At 39.5% G+C, this 22,376-nt stretch carries 18 protein-coding genes; 11 read left to right on the top strand and 7 right to left on the bottom strand.

Annotation, left to right across the window (positions count from 1 at the left end; translation table 11 throughout):
* Nucleotides 1-95: 95 nt before the first annotated feature.
* Complete coding sequence (recN, locus tag G3T18_RS02430; RefSeq protein ID WP_224408930.1) at nt 96-1,865, bottom strand: DNA repair protein RecN; 1,770 nt, start codon at nt 1,863-1,865, stop codon at nt 96-98.
* A 171-nt stretch (nt 1,866-2,036) separates the two neighbouring features.
* On the opposite strand from recN, the gene G3T18_RS02425 reads away from it, so the two are divergent.
* The 6 genes from G3T18_RS02425 to G3T18_RS02400 all read left to right on the top strand — a co-directional run bounded on the left by G3T18_RS02425 (nt 2,037) and on the right by G3T18_RS02400 (nt 11,837).
* Nucleotides 2,037-4,133: an ABC1 kinase family protein gene (locus G3T18_RS02425; protein WP_224408929.1), complete on the top strand. Its 2,097-nt coding sequence runs from the start codon at nt 2,037-2,039 to the stop codon at nt 4,131-4,133.
* Between the two features lie 668 nt (nt 4,134-4,801).
* A complete protein-coding gene (locus G3T18_RS02420; protein WP_224408928.1) occupies nt 4,802-6,661 on the top strand; it encodes a hypothetical protein in 1,860 nt (619 codons plus the stop codon).
* 22 nt (nt 6,662-6,683) lie between these two features.
* Nucleotides 6,684-8,912 (top strand): GAF domain-containing sensor histidine kinase, encoded by a 2,229-nt coding sequence (locus tag G3T18_RS02415; RefSeq protein WP_224408927.1) that lies wholly within the window; start codon nt 6,684-6,686, stop codon nt 8,910-8,912.
* Nucleotides 8,912-9,292, top strand: coding sequence for a DNA-binding transcriptional response regulator (locus tag G3T18_RS02410; RefSeq protein WP_224408926.1), 381 nt, complete (start codon nt 8,912-8,914; stop codon nt 9,290-9,292). Before G3T18_RS02415 ends, G3T18_RS02410 begins: the two co-directional genes overlap by 1 nt.
* 68 nt (nt 9,293-9,360) lie before the next feature.
* Nucleotides 9,361-9,777: a hypothetical protein gene (locus G3T18_RS02405; protein ID WP_224408925.1), complete on the top strand. Its 417-nt coding sequence runs from the start codon at nt 9,361-9,363 to the stop codon at nt 9,775-9,777.
* An 11-nt stretch (nt 9,778-9,788) separates the two neighbouring features.
* The gene (locus G3T18_RS02400) at nt 9,789-11,837 is read left to right on the top strand and encodes an ATP-binding protein (protein ID WP_224408924.1); all 2,049 of its coding nucleotides are present in this window, start codon (nt 9,789-9,791) and stop codon (nt 11,835-11,837) included.
* Between the two features lie 229 nt (nt 11,838-12,066).
* Here G3T18_RS02400 and G3T18_RS02395 read toward each other — a convergent pair whose 3' ends face one another.
* Nucleotides 12,067-12,318: a hypothetical protein gene (locus G3T18_RS02395; RefSeq protein WP_224408923.1), complete on the bottom strand. Its 252-nt coding sequence runs from the start codon at nt 12,316-12,318 to the stop codon at nt 12,067-12,069.
* Nucleotides 12,319-12,409: 91 nt separating this feature from the next.
* Between G3T18_RS02395 and G3T18_RS02390 the strand changes: the two genes are divergently transcribed.
* On the top strand, nt 12,410-13,177 hold the full coding sequence (locus G3T18_RS02390; RefSeq protein WP_224408922.1) for a Uma2 family endonuclease: 768 nt from the start codon (nt 12,410-12,412) through the stop codon (nt 13,175-13,177).
* Between the two features lie 190 nt (nt 13,178-13,367).
* Here G3T18_RS02390 and G3T18_RS02385 read toward each other — a convergent pair whose 3' ends face one another.
* Nucleotides 13,368-14,111, bottom strand: a complete 744-nt coding sequence (locus tag G3T18_RS02385; RefSeq protein ID WP_224408921.1) for a phycocyanobilin:ferredoxin oxidoreductase — start codon at nt 14,109-14,111, stop codon at nt 13,368-13,370.
* Between the two features lie 101 nt (nt 14,112-14,212).
* On the opposite strand from G3T18_RS02385, the gene tatA reads away from it, so the two are divergent.
* Nucleotides 14,213-14,389: a twin-arginine translocase TatA/TatE family subunit gene (gene tatA / locus G3T18_RS02380; protein ID WP_224408920.1), complete on the top strand. Its 177-nt coding sequence runs from the start codon at nt 14,213-14,215 to the stop codon at nt 14,387-14,389.
* Nucleotides 14,390-14,452: 63 nt separating this feature from the next.
* Here the strand turns inward: tatA and G3T18_RS02375 are convergent, their stop codons facing one another.
* The 3 genes from G3T18_RS02375 to G3T18_RS02365 all read right to left on the bottom strand — a co-directional run bounded on the left by G3T18_RS02375 (nt 14,453) and on the right by G3T18_RS02365 (nt 18,889).
* Entirely contained in the window at nt 14,453-14,977 is a 525-nt protein-coding gene (locus tag G3T18_RS02375; RefSeq protein WP_224408919.1) for a hypothetical protein, read from the bottom strand.
* A 146-nt stretch (nt 14,978-15,123) separates the two neighbouring features.
* On the bottom strand, nt 15,124-17,742 hold the full coding sequence (cphA, locus tag G3T18_RS02370) for a cyanophycin synthetase (RefSeq protein ID WP_224408918.1): 2,619 nt from the start codon (nt 17,740-17,742) through the stop codon (nt 15,124-15,126).
* Nucleotides 17,743-17,983: 241 nt separating this feature from the next.
* Nucleotides 17,984-18,889: a cyanophycinase gene (locus G3T18_RS02365; protein ID WP_224408974.1), complete on the bottom strand. Its 906-nt coding sequence runs from the start codon at nt 18,887-18,889 to the stop codon at nt 17,984-17,986.
* Nucleotides 18,890-19,402: 513 nt separating this feature from the next.
* Between G3T18_RS02365 and trmD the strand changes: the two genes are divergently transcribed.
* The 3 genes from trmD (at nt 19,403) to G3T18_RS02350 (ending at nt 21,829) form a co-directional block, all read left to right on the top strand.
* Nucleotides 19,403-20,116 (top strand): tRNA (guanosine(37)-N1)-methyltransferase TrmD, encoded by a 714-nt coding sequence (trmD, locus tag G3T18_RS02360; RefSeq protein WP_224408973.1) that lies wholly within the window; start codon nt 19,403-19,405, stop codon nt 20,114-20,116.
* A 78-nt stretch (nt 20,117-20,194) separates the two neighbouring features.
* Nucleotides 20,195-21,331: a DUF1517 domain-containing protein gene (locus G3T18_RS02355; protein WP_224408917.1), complete on the top strand. Its 1,137-nt coding sequence runs from the start codon at nt 20,195-20,197 to the stop codon at nt 21,329-21,331.
* Between the two features lie 48 nt (nt 21,332-21,379).
* On the top strand, nt 21,380-21,829 hold the full coding sequence (locus tag G3T18_RS02350) for a DUF29 domain-containing protein (RefSeq protein ID WP_224408916.1): 450 nt from the start codon (nt 21,380-21,382) through the stop codon (nt 21,827-21,829).
* A gap of 82 nt (nt 21,830-21,911) precedes the next feature.
* On the opposite strand, the gene G3T18_RS02345 is transcribed toward G3T18_RS02350, so the two are convergent.
* On the bottom strand, nt 21,912-22,373 hold the full coding sequence (locus G3T18_RS02345; protein ID WP_224408915.1) for a DUF29 domain-containing protein: 462 nt from the start codon (nt 22,371-22,373) through the stop codon (nt 21,912-21,914).
* Nucleotides 22,374-22,376 lie beyond the last annotated feature (3 nt).

Below are 22,376 nucleotides of genomic sequence, written 5' to 3'. Positions count from 1 at the left end.
TGGGAATTGGGGATTGGAAGGGATTGGGGACAGGGAGAGGGGGAGACAAGGAGGAATTAAGGGATAAACTGATAACTGCTCACTGAACCCAATCCCTATTTCTTTTGACGACGATGGGCTGCTTGACTGAGAAGAGATTCAGCAAAAGCCCTTGCTTCGTTGGCTGAATGTCCTCCGGCTAATTCGGCGAGTTCTTCCCGGCGGCGATTTAAATCGTGTAAGTTGGTAACGCGGACTACGGTTCGCAATTCGGAAACTTCGTCTGGAGTTTGTGGTTGGCTGGTTTGCTCTGAGTTATTGAGAAGTGGTTGGTCTACAATTTGCTTGTCTACGCGGAAGTGTACGTCTGCTAAAGCGGCGATTAGGGGTTGGTGGGTGACGCACAAGACTTGATGTTGCTGACTGAGTTGATGGAGTTTTTCGGCGATCGCTTGGGCGACTTTTCCGGATACTCCGGCATCGATTTCGTCGAAGATTAGTGTTACCCAATAATCGTCTGTTTGGGAAAAGCAGGCTTTGAGTGCTAAGAGGAAACGACTCATTTCGCCGCCGGAGGCGATCGCTGATAATGGTTGCAAGGGTTCTCCTGGGTTGGGTGAGAAGTAATATGTTACTGTGTCTGCACCCATCGCGGTTGGCTGACAATCGGTTAGGCGACACTGAAATTGTACCTTGGACATTGCTAAGGGTTTCAGTTCGGCGATTAGTTGGGCTTCGAGTTTTTGGGCGGCTACATGACGTAATTTAGTTAGTTGATGGCATTCTTGAGTTAATTTTTCCGACGCTTTTTGATATTCTTGTTCTAGTTCTTCGAGGGATTGACCACTGTCGGTGAGTTCGGCGAGCTCGATTTGTAGCTTTTCGTAGTGGGCGATCGCGTCTGCTAATGTCGGACCGTATTTTCGACAAATTTGCTTTAAGATTCTGACTCTTTCTTCTACTTCTGCTAAACGGTCTGGGTCTACTTCTAATCTATCTCCGTAACCGTTGATTTGCTGTCCGGCTTCAACTACTTGGGTTACTGCTGTTTTAACTACTTCCAGGATTGGCTCGATTTTTTTATCATATTCTGCCATTTCTGTCAAGAGCGATTCGACTTGTCCTAAAAGATCCGCCGCCGCAGGTTCGCCTGTATCGTTTTGATAAAGAAGTTGATAAACTTGATAGCTGAGTTTTTGCAGTTCGACGACGTGAGAGAGCATTTCCCGTTCGCTCAGTTGTTGTTCGAGTTCGTCGGGATCGCTAAGATTGGCGGCGCTGAGTTCTTTGGTTTGATATTCAATTAAATCTAAGCGTTGCAATCGTTGTTGCTCAGAGGAACGGCGTTTAGTTAAAGCTTGCTCGGCTTGAGAACAGATTTCGTAAGCTCGTGCGACAATTTCTCGTTGTTGAAGTAATTCCTCACCACCATAAAGATCGAGTAAATTACGCTGTAGTGTGGGAATCATCAGTTGTACAGTTTGTCCTTGAGCAGTAATTTCCACCAAACGCGATCGCAACCGATCCATAAACTTACGATTAACCAAGACTCCATTCACGCGAGAACGCGATCGCAAACTACTTGGTGCGATCGCTAAATCTCGCGAACAAATCACCAATTCTTCGTCCATTAAGTCGATTTCCTGCTCTTTTAACCAAGCTGCTGTCGCCGGATCGGCGGTAAAAGTCGCCTCTACCATCGCTCGCTTATTACCAGTGCGAATCAAGCGACTGCTCACTTTTCCGCCCAAAGCAATGTCGATCGCATCGAGGATAATTGACTTACCAGCACCCGTTTCGCCAGTGAGAACGTTTAAACCAGCACCTAAGTCCAGTTCGAGGCTGTCGATTAAAGCAAAATTCCGAATTCTGAGAGTTTGAAGCATTGAGCAAAATTAAACGGTGGATAGAGGCAATTTAGCTGAAATCTGTTTAATACTTTATATACAGCATTGACAAAGCTTGCTGATTAACTAAAAAGCTACAATAAGAAAAGCTTAATGTTGTTACAATAATTTACAAAAGAGTTGCTCGCGTCGGACTAGGTATAAAAGATTATGCAAAAGAAAACAGTCTCCATAGTTGACTATCGCTCAGAGCGGAAGTTGAATAGGGAAAAGCAAATTAAACAAGCGATCGCTGTAGAAGAGGATCGCTCAAGTCCGATAACAGAGCAACCGCCAACGGAAATTAGTAGGAAGCTGTCAACACTTGTAGAGGATGAAGGTTATCGCTACGATCCGATCGCGATCGAAGCTCACTACAAGCGCCGTCCCCTGCAAGTAATCAAACGATTTTTCGATATCTTATTGCCTTTTACCTCCTTTGCCTTAAGCTTATGGTTAGATAAACTAACTAATCGAGTGTATCGCAATCGCTCTCGTCGAGCAGCGCGACTGCGGGAAATCTTAACTCAACTCGGACCGACTTATATTAAAATCGGGCAAGCACTTTCAACTCGCCCCGATCTAGTTCCTCCCAGCTATCTCGAAGAACTCACCCATTTACAAGATAAACTACCTTCTTTTCCCAACGAAGTTGCTTATCGCTTTATAGAAGAAGAATTAGGTCAACCACCTCTAGAAATTTATACCGAACTTACCCCAGAACCTGTAGCCGCAGCTTCATTAGGACAAGTTTATAAAGGTAAACTCAAAACTGGCGAAGACGTAGCCGTAAAAGTGCAGCGTCCCGACTTAATTGGGCGGATTACACTAGATATTTATATTTTGCGAACTTTGGCAAAGTGGGCGCAAAATAGTTTTCAACGAGTACGCAGCGATCTCGTAGCGATCGCCGATGAATTAGCACATCGCGTTTTTGACGAAATGGATTATGTCCAAGAAGGCAAAAATGCGGAAAAATTCGCCGAACTTTATGGTTATTTACCCGAAATTTATATCCCCAAAATTTATTGGGAATATACAGCGCGGCGCGTCCTAACAATGGAATGGATAACGGGGACAAAACTAACTAATATTGTTGAAATTGAAGCACAAAATATCGACGCAACGCACTTAGTAGAAGTAGGAGTTGAGTGTTCTTTACGTCAGTTACTTGAACACGGCTTTTTCCACGCCGATCCTCATCCAGGCAACTTATTAGCTACCCCTGACGGCAAACTTGCTTATCTTGATTTTGGCATGATGAGCGATATTAAACCATATCAACGCTATGGTTTAATTGAAGCTGTCGTGCATTTAGTAAATCGTGATTTTGAAGCCCTTGCTCAAGATTATGTTAAGCTAGAATTTCTCACTCCAGAGACAGATTTAACCCCAATTATTCCCGCATTAGCGAATGTATTTGGTAATGCTTTAGGTGCGAGTGTTGCCGAGTTGAATTTCAAAAGTATCACTGACCAAATGTCAGCGATGATGTATGAATTTCCTTTCCGCGTACCAGCTTATTATGCACTGATTATTCGCTCAATGGTAACATTGGAAGGAATCGCGATCGGCATCGATCCGAATTTTAAAGTATTAAGTAAAGCCTATCCTTATGTTGCGAAACGATTATTGACCGATCCTTCGCCTCAATTACGAGCATCTTTGCGCGATTTATTATTTAAAGATGGTAGTTTTCGCTGGAATCGTTTAGAGAATTTATTGCGGAATGCGCGAAATTCTCAAGATTATGATTTCGACAAAGTTAAAAATCAGGCGATTGATTTTCTCTTTTCCGATCGCGGCACTTTTATCCGCGAAAAATTAGTCGATGAAATTGTTAAAGCCATCGATCTTTACGGACGGAAAACTTTCTTTGACTTCTCAGCTACAGTCAGAGAAAGAGTAGCAGTTTTAGGACAACCAACCACACCAACGCCCGTACCTTTAAAACCGGAATTAAAAACTGAAAACGAGAGTTTAGATCATCTGAAAAATATTTGGCAAATTTTGCAAGAAACTCCCGGTTTCGATCCCCAAAGTCTCTTATCTTTGATTCCCGATTTGTTAGCTAAACCCGAAACTCAGAAAATGGGACAAAAAATTGCGGGTAGGTTAGCGCAAAAAGTAGTAGCCCGAATTATTCGGAATATTTTATTAGAAGAAGAAACGCCCAAGAAAGTTACGCAAAATGGTGGTGTAATCGTCAAACATCCTACTGAAAGACCGAAATTGGTGTTTCCTTCGGCAGCAGTGATTCGCTCCTAAGACATAAAATAATACCAGTTCCAAAAAGTTATGCAACAGTAGCCAAGGCTGATAAAATATAATCCCATCAGGTTTTGGAACTGGTATTACTGTGTGCTGGCAATTGTGAGGATAAATACTCGTATAATAGACAATAAAATATATTACAAGTTTATGTAGGGCTTGCTGAACAAATGCCAAAGTCCTTACAGCATAGGTATTTGAGCTTTATTTGAGAAGCTAAAAGTGCAAGCACTATTATTCTTTGAAGATCGGATCTCGCCCTATATTGCCCTATAGATGATACGCGATCGCGCCCTAATGCCTTAGAACACCAAAAACGACCCTTGCACTTTTTTCAAAAAAAGATGCTCGTAACTCTTGGCTAGACTACGTTGCAGAGGTTCTTCAGCAAGCCCTATGTAGGGAAAGTGGAGTTTACCTGAAATCTTGCTTACTTAAAACTTAGAGGATGTGGAACAGTAAAGTTAGGTTTTTATTGAGACTTAGGACAGTAATAGCTAATTTTTAAGAGTTGTATATTTATATATCTGAATAGTAATTTTTAGGGTTTCTCGTTTTATTGACCCTATATCTTAGATATTAATCAGTACGAGGATTAAAAGCGGATGGTTGAGACGCGATCGCTCGTTAAATTAGGAATTGGTACAGTTTGCGTGTTGGGGGGTTTGGCATTAGCTCCTACACTAACTGGAGTAGGAGTAATTGTAGCGACTGCCTTAGGCAATGTAGCGGCGGGAAATACAGCAAACGCTATTGATGCGTTAACAGCAGAACAAGACTGCGATCGCGTTTCTTTAGAGAATGAACATTTAACGAAAGCAGTGGGAAAAGCGATCGCCGCTGTCATTACTCTAGCAGCCAAACAATACCGAGGTAACACCCAGCGCAACTTAGAGGAAATTGCTGCCCACGCCAAAGATAACTGGGTGAAAATTTTCCAACAAGAAGTCACCAAGCAACGCTACCCCGAATTAAGAGAAGCCAAACTCGACCAATTCCTCACTCCCGAAGAATACAAGCTTACCCAAGACGGCAACCTCACTCCGCAAGAATGGGAGAATATTTTTATCCGCTTAAATATGGCAACCTGTAAAGGGGGTGGCTTTCGACTGCCGCCAGAAGTTTATTTACCCAATAAATCGCCCGATCCAGACGATTCCACCTTCCCAAAACCACTAGGTGATTTACTGCATAATACTTTCCCCAAAGCCCTACGCGAAACTCTTAAAGAAGACTTTGCCGAAGAGGGTCAAGCCTTTGCTGGATTAACCATAACGTTACTCACGGGTACGAAAGCAGAATTAGCACAACTCCAAAAGAATCAGCAGGAGGGTTTTCAATCTGTTTTCAACTGTATCCAAGAACTAGAAAACCAGTTAAAGGGTACAGTAGAACAACAGCAAGACGCTTTTACCCAAATTTCTCAACAGATTCATTCTGGTTTTGCTGAAGTGTGTCGGCAACTGGGAGTGGTGGAAACGACTATCACACAATTGTTACAGAACTTAGAAAAAACCATTCAAAACATAGATGGCAAAACGGATGAAATTCTAGCTATTGTATTACAGCTTTCATCCAATTCTCAAGTCTCTGAAATACTTAAGGTTTCTCAAAATAAGTTGACTAAAATTTCTGAACAACTTAACAAGACAATGACTTATAAGAGAATCCATGATTCTTTACATCATTTAGATTTTCATTATAAGAAGATCAACCCTCAAAATTTTTACACAATAGGAGAAGAAGCCATTGAAACTATTTTGAATAATCCCGATCTTGGGGAAATGATTGGGATAATAGATAAACTAGAAACTGAATGTAATTCCTTAAAAGGGGATCTATTTTGGTTAAGAAAATTGACTGAAGCAAGAGAAAATATATTGGTCGCTTGTAAATCAGAACGGTCAGGAAAATTATCTCGGTCAATCTCACGGATAAAAGAAGTCTTAGAACAAACGCCTACACATATTCATGCAATTTTGAAATCAACGGTATCTCAACTAGAGTTGCCAGAAATGAGCCAAATCATTAAAGATATATATGTAACTTATGAAGGCGATAAAAGCCAAGAATTAAGAATCGCAATTGATGAAATCAACCATTTACAGCAACATCTTAATGGATTAATTAAAACTCATGACTACTGGCAACATATAGATAGTGAAATTACTCTTTTTCGTAATAAGTTTTGCTATTCATATGATTTCAACTTAGACGATCTTAAATCAGAGTGGGGTGATTTGCAAGATTATTGTGGGCGTGTAAAACCTGCCAATGAACATTTTCAAAAAAATAATTTAACCGAAAAAATGAATTTACCTATCAATACAAAGAAAAGATTTCAAGATATATTATTTTCTCAACCCGAAAGCAATCTAGATAATATCAAGGAATCGCTGAAGAGTTATTGTGACTCATGTCATAGATATTTTGATTCTGTAGATCATTGTTTACTAGAATTTTGTGAATTAAAATTAAAACCACTTCATCGAGATTTAAAGAAATTAATTATTCAACTTCAATAACAGAGGAGTTTGATTAAAACTAATGAGCAACAACAATGAAAAACAATTAAGTTTTTTAAACCAGTTATCAGAATTACTGGTTGCTCAAGAATCTGATGATTTTATCCAATCAATTCCTCAATTACTGTGTGAGTATCTAGAAGCAGATGCTTGTGTAATTTGGAAGCGCAATTCTAAAGAACAAAGACTCACAGTTATAGCGAGTTCATCCCAAGTAGATGCTGATTATCAAGCTCTTGAACTGAGTTTAAAACATCCGGGGGTTCAGTCTTTGCTAAAAAAAGATAAAATCGCTTGTATTTCTAATATTAAAAAATATTGTTCTCGCTATCGGCTTTTTGCTCAAAAGGAAATTCAAAAAAGAAAATGGGTTTCTTTAATAAGTTGTGCAATCCAATATCCCAATGACCCAAATGATATTTTTGGAATTATTGATATTGTTTGCAAACACGAGCGTTATTTTGATGAGTCGGAAAAGTTATTAATTAGTTACATTAGTAATTTAATCATCATGGCTTGCCAGAAAAACGAACAAACTTTACTTAGAAATCTTACAAAAATTATTCATAAAATGACTCAGGTTACAGATGAAGAAGAAATGTGGCAATTATTATATGATAGTGCGGATGAAGCTGAATTAGTTGATGCCGAACATTGGTTAGTCGGAAAATTAGAATATCCCCAAGGAAAAGTTGAAATCATCAAGCATAGTCCTGGGTTGAAATATAAGAAAAAATTTGATTGGAAAAATGGAATAATTGGATTAGCATTAGAACAAGAAAAAACTATTAATGTGTCTAACGTTAGCGCTTCAGAATGGAAAGATAATTATGAAGAAGGTTGGTCAGATACAAAATCTGAAATAGCAATTCCCATAAAAGTTGATTCTATTCCGATTAGAAAAGGGACAGAAATCGCATCAGGTACAAAATTGATTGGTATCTTAAATATTGAGAGTATCAAAGTCGCTCATTTTTCTCAGAAAGATCAAGATCATCTTCAACTCTTGGCTCGCTTTGCCGCTATTATGCTAGATAGAATAGAGTTTGATACAAAATTAAAACTATTACGACAGGTTGAGAAAAAAATTGCTAAAACCCAAAATTATGATCAAACGATCAATATTGTTTTAGATGGCATCAAAAATATTACAAAATTTTCATGGATTAATATTTCTCTGATCAATTTAGAAAGAACCTGGATTGAATCTAAACATCTTGAAGGAATCTCTGATATCGAAACATTTAAAAAATTAGCACGTCATAAACTTGATAGCAATGACATTCAAGCAGAAATCGTGAGAAATAGACAAATTGAAGTTACTGAAGCCGACGATCCACGATTTGATAAAAAAATTTGGAAGAAATATAACCATGCAAATTTAATTAGGGTTTTTCTGCCACTAATTGAACCATCTACGGATCAGGTGATTGGCACCTTGGAAGTAGGCTATCCGATAGAATACCGAAAATACATTTATGAAGAAGATATCCAAATTCTTAAGGGCTTCGTTGATTATTTAGTAGATATCTTAGAATTACAAAAATCTGGCTTTATTCAGAGAATTATTCATGAACTCAAGTCTCCCATAGATGGACTTCTCTCCCATATCAGTATTTTACAAAGACGTTGGAATGAGCTAAATTCAGAGCAAATCATTGTAAAATGTGAAGATATGATGGTAGATGGCTATCTTCTGCGCTATCAAGCAAAGCAAATTGAATATTTTTTAGGTAAAGGCAGTTTTTTAAACCCGCTTAAAGAAAAAACAGATATATTTAAAGATGTATTGCTAAAAATAATCAACGAGCTAAAACCAATGATTTGTAACGACTATGGATTTAACTTTGACAATATTCGTTATAATTCAAGAACGATGAGAACTATTGGCGAAATTGATACGGACAAAATTATGCTCAATCAAGTATTTTTTAATTTATTTATGAATGCATTAAAATATTCTAAAAAAGCAAGCATTAAAAGAATTGAACTAGATGTGAAGCACAACGTTCGAGAAGGGAATGTTACGATAATATTCCGAGATTGGGGGATGGGGATAAACTCCAAACATAAAGATGATATATTTAGAGTAGGATTCCGTACTCCTGATGCGATAAAGATAGCAATGGGAAGCGGTTTAGGGTTAGCAATTTCTAGAGAGATTATGCAAAAGTTAGGAGGAGATTTAATTTTAAACAATACATCACAACCAACAGAGTTTCATGTGATTTTATCTAAAGGAGATCAATAATGATTTTATTCATTGATGATGAACCTCGAAAAGTGAAACATTATATTGAAGAACTAGAATTATCCGGTTATCAAGTAAAATTTAAGGATAATGTAGATGATGCTTTGAATTTCTGGGAAGAACGCAAGCAGGAAATAAACTTAATTGTATTGGATGTTATGATGCCAATCAAAGATAATTGTGATGAAGTTGTAACCCAAGAAAGTGAATATGGTTTAAAAACAGGGATTTATTTCTATAGAAAATATCTGAAAAGCCAAGATATTCCTGTCATCTTATTTACGCATTGGGCTGATGCTAATATTCTAGACAATGAAAATAATCAAGTTCATTTACTCAAAAAAATTGATTATTTACCTTGTGAATTTGTCGAAAAATAAAGGCTATTTTAAAGCCAACTTATTTAGCGCAACCCATAGAAAAATATTCAAAGGAGATTAACAAAACAATGATTTTATTCATTGATGATGAATATCGAAGAGTGAAACCTTACATTGAAGAACTAGAATTATCTGGTTATCAAGTAGAATTTAAGGATAATTTAGATGATGCTTTGAATTTCTGGGAAGAACGCAAACAGGAAATAAACTTAATTGTATTGGATATTATGATGCCGATCGGAAATAATTTCGATGAATCTGCACAACAGGAAGCTGAATGTGGCTTAAAAACAGGAATTTATTTCTATAACAAATATCTAAAAAGCAAAGATACTCCTGTCATTTTATTTACGCATTTGTCGGATGTTAATATTCCAGACAATGAAGATAATCAGTTCTTTTTATTCAAAAAGCTAGATTATTTACCTTATGAATTTGTTCAAAAAGTAACGGCTATTTTAAAGCAAAATTGTTACTTAAAATAGGAGATTTTATTATGGACAATGGAAGAATTGTAGAAAAAACATTAGAAAACGAGAAGACTATAGAAAAATTAAAATTAGAAAACGATTTTCAGAGTGATTTAAGTCCGGAGCAATTAGAGGAAAATAACAGGAGACATGAAGAAATCCGAAAGGATTATATTAACACTCAAGTAGAATTAAATAACCAAGAAAAAATTAACCCTGAATTAAAGAAATTGTTAAGAGAATCAGATTTGCCCAATCCACTGATAATTAATGAAAGAAATGATCGAATTTCTCATCTGATTGCTCCTGATAATGAGAAACAATTTGAACAGAATTTAATGTGGATGACTCAACAGGGAACTGAAAAAGATTTCCTTTTGATTTTGAAACTGCAAAAAAATTGCCCATACCCCATTTCAAACAAACTATCTTATTTTTTTAAGAAAGCTTTAGAAAAATGTAAACCATCTTTCTCCTCTTTCAAGCAAATCAAAAAGCATCACAATGACTTACTTAAAGAATACCGAAGTTACCAAGATGAAAAAAATAGCCAGGAACTGCAATCAAAAATAGAAAATTTTGTCCACCAAATAGAAACAGCCGGATTATATTTGTATGAAGAAAATGAACGCTTTGCTGCGCAAAGTTTATTAAATTACTGGATTACTCGACTTTATCGGATGGGTTATGATGAACTTGATATAACTCTAGCGGAGTACGATCCGTCTCTGGCTCCAGAATTGACAGAACAAGATTATCCTTATGTTGGGTTAAAACCATTTACAGAAAACGATAATCAGCATTTTTATGGTCGTGAAACCTTAATTAATGAATCAATTACTCGCCTTAAAGAAAGCTCTCTTTTAGCGATTACTGGTTCCGCAAAAATTGGTAAGTCATCATTAGTATTTGCTGGAATTTTACCAAAATTAAAAACTGGAGCAATAGAAGGAAGTGACAATTGGTATTATTATCCAACTATAACACCTGGAAATAAACCATTAGAGCATCTAGCACAAATCATTAAACCCGATGCTAATGAAGGTTGGATACAGCAACAGGTAGCAGAATTTAAAACTAATCCTCAGCATTTTTGTCAATCAATCAGTAATGCTCATTCCGATCGACCCGTTGTCCTGGTAATCGATCGATTCGAGGAATTATTCACTTTATGTTTTGACCGAGAAGAAAGACAAGCCTTTGTTGAGAATTTAGTGAAGTTTATTGAAGCCTCAAATACTCAACATTTTCTCATTTTTACTATCTGCTCTGATTTTATTTGGAAAATTGACCAAATCAGAAATGAAAAATTTCAAGAGTTGTTGAGTAAATCTCAAGTCAAAGTAGATTTTCTTAAAGATAGTGAATTAAAAGAAGTGATTGAAAAACCTGCTGAATCCATCGGCTTAAAGTTTGATAGAGGATTAGTAGATACACTGGTTAAAGATTTTTCCGGCGAACTAGATGCCCTACCATTATTACAATTTACTCTGTTAAAACTATGGGAGAGTCGAGAACGCGATCGCGTTACTTGGGATAGCTATAAACAACTCGGAATTGGTGGAGGACGTTTAGCATTATCCAATAGTGCTAAAAAGTTTTATGAGAGTTTATCTGACATCGAGCAAAAAACTTGTCGGCTGATTTTACTAAGATTAGTCCGCTCGACGCAAGGATTCAAACCAATGAATCCTCAAGTAAAACGTCAGGAACTTTACCAATTAGCCACGCCAGAAATTTCGATTTCTAATATTGAGGAAGTCCTCGATCGGTTAGTCTCTGAAAATTTAGTGTGTAAAAGTTCAGGTAAGCTAGAGAGTGACGATCGCTTTGAAATTGCTCGCGAATCATTAATCCGTCATTGGAGCGATTTGCGAGATTGGATGAACCAGGATAGGGAAAATTTGTTACAAAGATTAAGGTTGATCGATAGATCTGAAGAATGGCAGGAAAAGGGGAAAGATAAAAGTCTTTTACTTAAAGGCTCTGTACTTGAGGCGTATAAGAATTTAAAATGCTTAAGTACCCTGGAACAAGAGTTTATTGATTCTAGTATTCAAGAGGAAAATTGCTAATCAAGAAAAATTAAAATTATTGTGAAAAGGTTCTTCTGGGTTGTGTGGTTTCCCATTGACAAACTATTCACCAGCATTTTGAGTATATCTGCTTACGGGGTGACAAGCGGGTTGAAATCAAAACTGGTAGGTTGTTCGTTCATCTCACAATGCCATTTCTGCTTGCTGTGATTTCTGCTGATGAAAGTTAGTAAAATAAGGTGGGTTGTTGCCCACCTTATTTTGACAATTATAAATCTTCAGGCATAACCCACTTAGGCGGTTCCATCATTTTCTTAATTCGTGCTGCTTCAGCAATTTCGTGCATTTTATCTAAAGAAGTTTCATTGATAAATTTAGATGCAGCCGCACGATATTCTTGTTCTTGTCCTGGATTATTGTTAGTTTCGCTTTGGTTAGCTTGATTTTGATTGAGATTATTTTCCATAAAGATCGCCTTATTTTCAGCTTCGTCAGCAAGAATTAGAAGTGTTGCTGACAATATCTTCTTCTTTAAACTTATCGTAGAATCGGTCATGACCACTCTCGATTAAGCTAAACTCAGAATAACCATAGCTGCTTTGATTAGCATTATGTCCGTCAGCACTCCCGAAAAAGAAGTTAAACCAGTCGCCCCAGAAGATGTTATCTTGCCACCAAGTGAGATTTACAGCGACGAACCACCCTTGGAAAGTGAACTACATCTGCGGCAGATGATTTTGCTGATTCAAAGCTTAGAAGGGTTATGGCGCGATCGCCATGACTTCTATGCCGCCGGAAACCTGAGCATTTATTACAACGCTAATCAGCTTAAATCGCAAGATTTTCGCGGACCAGATTTCTTTGTCGTCTTAGGGACAGAACGCAAACCGCGCAATAGTTGGGTAGTCTGGGCAGAAGAGGGAAAATATCCCAATGTCATTATCGAAATTCTCTCTGCTAGTACCGCCAACACTGACCGACAATTAAAAAAACGGCTTTATCAAGATACCTTCCGCACTCCAGAATACTTTTGGTTTTATCCCCAAACCCAGGAATTTCAGGGATTTTGCTTAGTAACTGGGCAATATCAAACCTTAGAAGCCAACGAGCAAGGATATTTGTGGAGTCAGCAGTTAGGATTGTATCTCGGTATAAAGTCACAACGGTTGCGCTTTTTTGACGCTTCAGGTAACTTAATTCCTACACCGGAAGAAGTTGCACTCCAGGAAGCCCAAAGAGCCGATAGCGAAGCCCAAAGAGCCAATAGCGAAGCCCAGAGAGCCGATAGCGAAGCCCAAAGAGCCGATAGCGAAGCCCAAAGAGCCGAGCGACTAGCAGCGAAACTCAGAGAATTAAATATCGATCCAGAAGAAATTTAGTCATGGGATAGTCGCACGATTGCGCAAAGCCCAGCGCCGCAAGCTTAAGTAGATGATTAGATTTCCAGTTTAAACCCGATCTATCGAAAGCCTTGCTCGCACTGCCATCAAGGAAAAATCATTCCAGTTATCAGTGAACAGTTATCAGTCGATCCCCCTCTTCCCCCTCTCCCAATCCAAGGGTTCCCTCTCATACCGTGGGAAGATCGAATAAAACCGAAGTCATGTAAGTTTCCGCCCAGTCTACACCGAAAGCTTTTTCTAGGACGCGACGAGTTTTGTCATTTTGTTGCTGTTGGTTGCAATAGTAACATTGTCCTGCTAGGTTTGATGCTTGTTCTTCGAGTGTCGCAACAGGTTGAGCATTAATTGCGTGACGACAGTGGATCTCTAAAAATTCTTGGACGCGGTTGAGAAATTTTGCTTCTTCTTCGGGGCTGGTGGGGCGTACAAACAAGCAAAACTCAGAAAATATATCCCCCCATTCAGGCAGGTCGCGAGGCTGCGAAAATTCGACGTTAGGTAGCGCTGAGAGGCTATTTTTATAGGAGGAGGATAAACTACGTTCTTGATTGACTGGAGAGAGATCGGCGATCGCGGCGCTAATTTGTCCTCGTCCCCCAACTAAATCGCAACCAAACATCGGTAAACTGTAGCTTGGTTGAGGAAACATGACACAATGCAAAATATCGAGATTTTTGCCGACTTTTGCTAATTCTATGTGTAGTTTGCGAAACTGAGGCGCTTGATAGCAAGTGTTTTCGATCGCCAATTTTTCGCCTTCGAGTTTTCCTTCGATATAACCGAGTCCCTCTGGTAACTGATAAGGAGAGAGATCGAGATACTTTGACCAAGTTGAGGCGATCGCTTCTGCTAAATTACGGATTAAAGGGTGTAACTGTTCGCGTACCGAGGTTTGAGATGTTTCTAACATTAGCTTATTATCTGTTACAGCAAGGGCTTCTTGTTAAAGATATACTGAGACTGACGGCTCTTTATCACTCACGACAGATAAATTAACTCTCGGAGACTCTTATGTTTGGTTTAGGTTTACCAGAAGCGGTAGTAATTGCAGTTATCGCACTCCTGATTTTCGGTCCGAAGAAAATTCCGGAAATGGGTAGCGCCCTCGGTAAAACTCTACGCGGCTTTAAAGAAGAAATGAATAATCCTCGCGAAGATGATGTCGATTACGAAAAAGAAGATTCATAAACTGGAGTTTATTTCAAGAAATTGTCTAAAAAGTTAATATTTAAGCTTTACTCAAGAGATATTTCAAAGTAGCTTGGTGTAGCTAAAATCAAAAATTAGTTTAATTAATCCTGCGAGCATAGTAGGAAAAAATAGTGTCGTTCCATAGTTACGCAACAATTGTGGCTCGGCTAACGGAGTTATTGTTGAAAAATTAATTGTTGAGTCTTGGAGATTTGCAAAAATTATTAATCCTAATCCAACTAAAGGAAATATCGCTAAGAGTAGATTAGAAAATAAAATTCCTTCTTCACTTACGCGACTATCGTCTCGGTATTTTATTTGAATGCGATCGCCAAGCAAAGTATAAAAAGTTTCGCTTTCTAAGTCACCATTAGCCCTATATTTAACAATAACAAAGCGATACCTCTCTGGATAGCCCTGAGAGCGTGGCGTGTAGTCCTCTGGTTGATAAATTTGATTCGATCCTAGAAAATTATTGAGACATCGAATAATTGTGCCAAAGCTCCAACCGATTACTGCAATCAAAAAAAGCTCGGCAAATGAAACCGCGAGAAAAGTCTTTTCAGTTAATTCAGGCTCAAACATAAATATCTCGAGCGAAAAAAAATCAAGCTCTCTTACGGAAAACAAGGAAAAACTATGGTCGGCAAAACTAGGTCACAAGCTGAGCTATTTTCAGTTTTGATGAGCTTGTCATTCCGTAAGAGACTAACCTTGAAAGATTGGATAAATTACAACTTTTGCCGTTCCTTAATCAAAGAAATAGCACGACTAACACTTTCGGGTAAAATTACCACTAAACTATCTTCGCTGGCTTCATCTAAACCAATGCGGATCGCCTTTTCTTCATTGAGAATCGTCTCATAATCAGAATCAGGATTTACTTCCTTAATTCCCTTAACAATGAGATCGGCAACTTCACCACGTTCCCTTCCCCTGGGATCGTCATCTTCCTTAACGATAACGCGGTCAAAGATCCGAGCCGAAATTTCGCCCAACATAATCAAATCTTCATTACGGCGATCGCCAGGACCGCCAACAACACCAATTTTTTCTCCTTGCCAATTACGGATAAAACCGCCCAAAGCCTCATAACTAGCGGGATTATGAGCATAATCCACCAAAGCATGAAACTTACCCAAATCGAACAAATTCATCCGTCCCGGCGTTTGATTCACCCCAGCCGTGAAAGTTCTCACCCCTTGGCGAATCATTTCCAAATCCACACCACGCACATAAGTCGCCAAACAAGCAGCCAAAGCATTAGCAATCATAAACGGAGCCATGCCTTTCATCGTAATCGGGACATTCTCCGCCTTTTCTACCCGTAACGTCCAATCTCCTTCTAAAATCGAGAGATAACCGTTTTCGTAAACTGCCGCCAAACCACCTCGGCGAACGTGCTCTTGAATAATCGGATTATCTGGATTCATCGAGAAATAAGCAACTTCCGCCTTTACCCGCTTCGCCATTTTCGAGACTAGAGGATCGTCAGCATTCAGTACCGTACAACCTTCAGCACCAACAGTTTCAGCTACCACACACTTGAGATGAGCTAATTGCTCAACTGTATCAATATCGCCGATTCCCAAATGATCCGCCGCCACATTCAATACCAAACCCACATCGCACTTATCAAATGCCAAACCCGATCGCAGCATACCACCGCGAGCCGTTTCCAAGACAGCCACTTCTACCGTCGGATCTTTCAAGATCGTCTGAGCGCTTTGGGGACCTGTGGTATCGCCTTTTTCCACCAAATGGTCATCAATATAAATTCCATCCGTAGTCGTATATCCGACCACTTTCTGAGTTTGGCGATAAATATGGGCAATCAAGCGGGTAGTCGTAGTTTTCCCATTAGTTCCCGTAATCGCCGTAATCGGAATTCGGCATTCAGTTCCTCTAGGAAACAGCATATCCAGCACCGCCGCACCCACATTGCGAGGTAAACCTTCGCTGGGACAAGCATGCATCCGAAATCCCGGAGCAGCATTAACTTCCACTACCACGCCATCTACATCTCGCAACGGTTTCGCGATATCGGGAGTAACAATATCAATACCCGCAATATCCAAACCAACAATTTTCGCAATGCGTTCTGCTAACCAAACATTTTCCGGGTGAATATCATCAGTGAGGTCAATTGCCACACCACCCGTACTCAAATTAGCCGTAGCGCGTAAATAAGCCACCTCTTTTGGGGGCAGCACTGTATCCAAACTGTAACCTTGGCGACTCAAAACCGAGAGCGCCATTTTATCAACCGTAATCTTGGTTAAAATATTATCGTGTCCCTCGCCACGATTGGGGTCGCGATTTGTTTTCTCAATCAATTCTTCAATTGTTAAATGACCGTCACCGACAACGTGGGCGGGAACTCGTTTTGCCACCGCTACGACTTTGCCACTAACAACCAGAACCCGATGATCGCTACCCTGATAATAACGTTCGACAATTACCGTACGTGTTTTAGAAGCGGTACTGGCGAGATCGTAAGCTTCTTCAGCTTCTTCCCAACTATTAATATCAATCGTGATCCCGCGTCCGTGGTTGCCATCAAGAGGCTTAATCACGATGGGATAGCCACCCACATCTTCAATCGCCTTTTCCAAATCGTCGAGATACTGAATCACCGTTCCTCGCGGTACGGGAACGCCTGAATCTTGTAAAATCAGCTTGGTTCCTTCTTTATCGCAAGCTAACTCTACAGCCAAAATACTCGAATAATCGGTTAAAGTTGCTTGCAAGCGCTTTTGGTGTACCCCATAACCAAGCTGAAGCATTGCTCTAGCACTAAGTTGTATCCAAGGGATTTTGCGAGCTTCAGCTTCTTTGACGATCGCTTCTGTGGAAGGACCCAAAGCTGAATTAGCGTAGATATCTTTGAGGTCTGCTATATCTTGGTCTAATTCTGATTGAGGATAAGTACCTGTATCGACGATACTTTGACACAATCTGACTGCGGCTCTACCTGCATAGCGTCCGGCTTGTTCCTCCACATACTCAAAGACGACATTATAAACTCCAGGTTCAGAAGTTTCTCTGGTGCGACCAAATCCGACCGACATTCCCGCAAGTTCTTGCAGTTCCAGAGCAATGTGTTCGATGATATGTCCCATCATTGTTCCTTCTTGGACTCGCTGGAGAAAGCCACCGCGACAGCCAGGGGAACAGCGATGTTCGATCAAGCTAGGTAGCACTCGGCTTAATTCTTCATAGAAACCAGGAATCTCGTTGGAGGGCTTTTCTGAGAGTTCCTCCAAATCGAGACGCATAACAATTAAGTTTTTGTAGCGAATGCTCCAATAATTAGGACCGCGTAGGGTATTAGTTCTGAGAATTTTCATAATTTATTTAGGGTCACACCGAGGAAGCAAAAATAAGGCGTTTTTTATTTTCTCGCTTGAAAAAGTGGCTCAACTGTTCGTCACGAACAGTTATTTGAAAAATAATTCTCTAGATATTACAGTTTCAGAAAAGATCAAAGAACGAAGATTGGCGAGAGCGGAATCTCGGATTGGTTTTTTTTCCGATCGCGAGTCTCCGTCAACGCCAACCAAGCTTTACGGTAGCAAAGAATTTGCTCGATTATTCATCTCCTTTAACTAGGCGATCGGAATCAGAAATAGCATTAACCCGATCTTCTATATCGGGGGAGATTGGTTGTCGCTGTTGGAGGTGATAGCGATCGCCATGACACAGAATATGAACGCGCAAGTTGTGCAGGTTGAGAGGATCGCTTGCTCCTACCATCACTTGATTAGTGTAAGACAATTGTGCGGGATCGACTATTGTGACTGTACCTCTACCCATGACGCGCAAAACTCCATCTTGCTCAAAAATGACACAGGTATCTTCATCAATACCAATTCCCAGACGATCGGGATTCATTGCTACTGCACTCAGTAAACGAGCCGTGCGATTGCGATTATGAAAGTGTTGATCGATAATTACTTCGGGAATTATTCCCAATCCCATTGTCATATCTACCAAAGAGCGATTAGGAGATTCTCCACTACCCCCGCCACCAATCATATGATGTCCCATAACTGCCGCTCCTGCACTAGTTCCGGCTAAACTAATTTCGCACAGTCGTACTCGCTTGAGTAAAACTTCCATTAACGGAGTATCTGCTAACAACCCACACAGGCGCAATTGGTCGCCGCCTGTCATAAAAATTCCGGTACAATTTTGTACATATTCGATGTAATATGAATCTTCGCCATGAGCGCGATCGCGGACATCCAAGATTTTGATTTCTTTCGCACCCATTTCTGCAAAAATACGTTCATAGCGGCTGCCAATTATTCCTGGTTCTCTGGATGCCGAGGGAATAATTCCCAAGGATGCCTCACTACCTCCAGCACGCTCGAAAAAAGTGTGGAGGATTTCCCTACCATGTACTTTATCTTCCGCACCTCCTATTACCAGGATCGCGGTTTTTGTTGATTGAGACATCCTTAATTCTTGGGCTTGAGAATCGATATGCAGCATAGCGGATTTTTTGAGCATAGGGCAAATAAATCTATCTCTATAATTGCTTGTCGTACTGATAAAAAAAACCCTTTATAATAATTTCAGCTTGTATTCAAGGGTACGAAAGATCGTGGTGTTGTAAGTAGACAGATTATCAATCGAGATTTTACTCTTGTTTACTGACTACTAGATAGAAAAACAATTCAAGAAACTCTACTCCTTACTTGACTTCCTTCTGTCTGAATGATTGGTCAGATCGTTGCTAAAATTGACACTATTATTACACAAGGTGTACTTTACGAGCTATGAGCGATCGCTTTTGAGTGAGATTTTTTGACAGAAATGCTAACTGAATGCTAACCACTTGACATTGGGTGGCTTTTGGTGTTCCACTGCTATTGGGTGTAAACATACCTGCACCAATACTAAACTTCAGGAGAAACTGAAGGTCAAAATTTGGCTCGAATAAATTCTCCTGACTTGATTAACCGTAACAGCATCCGATTTCTACTCCTGATTTCTAGTTTGAGCGTGCGATTAGATATTGTAACTCTATTTCCGGATTTTTTTAGTTCTCCTCTGAGTTCTAGTTTGCTCGGTAAAGCACTAGCTAAACAGATTGCTGAGGTATATTTAATCAATCCTCGCGATTTTACTCATGATAAACATCACCGTGTTGATGACGAACCTTATGGTGGTGGTGTGGGAATGCTACTTAAGCCAGAACCGATTTTTGCGGCGGTGGAGTCGTTACCAGTTTTACCCAAGCGGGAAATAATTTTGATGTCGCCTCAAGGGGAACCACTTAAGCAACAATTGTTAGTGGAGTTCGCTAGTAATTACGATCAGTTAGTCATCATTTGCGGACATTATGAAGGAGTGGACGATCGCGTTCGCTATTTGGTAGATCGTGAGGTGTCTTTGGGCGATTTTGTCTTAACCTGTGGGGAAATTCCGGCGTTAACTTTGATTAATGGTGTGGTTCGCTTGTTACCGGGAACTGTGGGTAAGGAAGAATCTCTGAAAGCGGAAAGTTTTGAAGCGGGTTTGCTCGATTATCCTCAGTATACACGACCGCCAGTGTTTCGCGATTGGGAAGTCCCAGCCGTGCTGCGATCGGGAAATCACGCCCAAATCGATCGCTGGCGTCAAAAACAGCAAATACAGCGAACGCGCGATCGCCGTCCGGATTTGTATGCAGAATGGTTAAAAGCTAATCCTGATTACTTACAAACACCGGAATAACGTTTTTTACTAAGATCGACATTCCTCTTGGCAAAGGCTAAGTTGGAGTTGAGTATCTCTCCATCCACATTACTGCCAATGTTAAGCCAACTTAAAGTTAAATTTCTCCTCGCTACAGTCGTTTCTTTTGCACTGATTAATAGTGTTAAATTTCACTTACCGACAAGTAACCAATTTGACTCGGTAGAAATTGGGATTGAAAAAGCTGAGGCAAAAAAAAGCGGCGGACGTAGCGGTGGCGGTTCCTTTAAGCGTTCTTCTCCTAGTTCTCGCAGTAGTTCGCCAAGTCGTTCGACCACTACTTCTCCTTCTAATAGTAATTCTTCTCGTCCGAGCAGTAAACCGAGTCCCTCTCCAGTAACTTCTCCTGGAAATACTCGTCCCACCACCGTTTCCCCTAGAAATTCTGGTTCCTCTGGTGGTAATACAACGATCGTTGTTCCTAATAATAGCTCTAGTAGCGATCGCCGTTCCACTTCCGCCGCTACCTACTCTCAAAACTCAAATTGGGTAGCTAACCTATTTCTGTTTGGCTTATTCTTAATATTTGGTTTAATTACATTTGCGGTTTTCTTCTTTATTCTCAAAGCCTTGATGTCTAGCAACAATAACAATAACACCGTTGCTAATGCAATTGAAACCGAACGCGATAACGATATTGTCACTATTTCTAAACTACAAATAGCCCTCTTAGCTACCGCTACTGGTGTCCAAACAGAATTATCTCTACTTAGTCTTAATGCTGATACCGAAACCGAAACAGGACTAGTCGAATTGTTGCAAGAATCAGCTTTAGTCTTATTACGAAATTCCGATCGCTGGAGTCACGTTTCCTCTAGTTCTGAGTCAATTAACATCGAAAATGCTGAATCTGCATTTAACAAAATTTCCTTATCCGAACGTAGCAAATTTAGCCACGAAAGTTTAGTTAATGTTAGCGGTAGAATTAGTTCCAGAACTACTACTAATAGTAATAACGTTGACTTGGGTTCTTGTCTCGTCGTCACTTTACTCGCAGGTACAGCCGACGACAAACCTCTTTTCGGTGAAATTCGTTCTGTAGATGAGTTAAAAGAAGCTTTAGAAAAACTTGCCTCCGTACGGTCTGATTATTTAATGAAGTTTGAGTTACTTTGGACTCCTCAAGCTGAAGGTGAAAGTCTCACCTACGACGAAATGTTAAGTGAATATGCCGCGATGTATCAGTTAGTGTAAACATGAAAGAAATTTAATCAATATCTGAGGAGTTTTGGAGAAGTTACAATGGCTAGTCTACTGTATAATACTGATTATCTTGCTTGGTTAGCTGAACAAATAAATTATCTCAAAGATAAACGGCTAGAAAATTTAGATTGCGATTATTTAATTAGCGAATTGGAAGGAATTGGTAAAAGCGATCGCCGTTCGTTAGCAAGCAATTTAATGGTTTTATTAGCACATTTATTGAAGTGGAAATATCAACCAGAAAAACTTTGTGGAAGTGGGTTAGGTTCGATTAAAGAACATCGTCGTCGTTGCTTAAAAATTCTTGATGATAGTCCTAGTTTGAGAAATTATTTAGTTACTATTCTTGAGGAATGTTACGCAGATGCTAGAGATTTGGCTGCAACAGAAACGGAACTTTCTTTAGCAATATTTCCGGTTAATTGTCCTTTTGAAATTGAAGAAATTCTCAATCCTGATTTTCTTCCAGAGTTAACTAATTTTGCTTAAGAAAAAATTAAGTTTAACTCGCGGACAAGGATAATTTTTATTACTTTGGCTTTTATAAGCTTGATTTTTAAGAAAAAATATGCTAAATTTCTGATTCTAATTCAAGACTGGGTTGACCGGGGTAGTAGCGATCGCGTAAAATTTCGTCTAAACTATAAGGACAAGCTGGGGGAAAAGTGGAAAAGGGTAAATTAGTTTCTTTTACTGCTAAATCTCTACCATTTTCATAAGCTTCTGCTAATGCTTCTTCTTGGTAAGATTTCCGACTCGGATTATCTCGCAACAATCTTAAAATGTCTCGTATTTGTATGCGAATTATTGCTAACCAACTACGACTGCGTTTTTCCGGTTGATAATGCCATTTTAATAAATCTCCGAGTAAAATACTGAGGCGATTTCGTAATTCTTGACGTTGCTGTTTCCCCAAAGATGCGATTTCCTCAATTAAGTTTGGTAAATCTAACTTGCTAAAATCACCTAATTGTAGTAGCTTTGCTTGAGTTTGCGTCCAGGCATAGAAATCAGTTTCGTAGAGATTAGACATAGT

The sequence above is a fragment of the Oscillatoria salina IIICB1 genome, from assembly GCF_020144665.1.
Taxonomy (GTDB): domain Bacteria; phylum Cyanobacteriota; class Cyanobacteriia; order Cyanobacteriales; family SIO1D9; genus IIICB1.
Note: the sequence above shows the minus strand (reverse complement) of the source record. Positions and strands in the feature narration are given on the sequence as shown.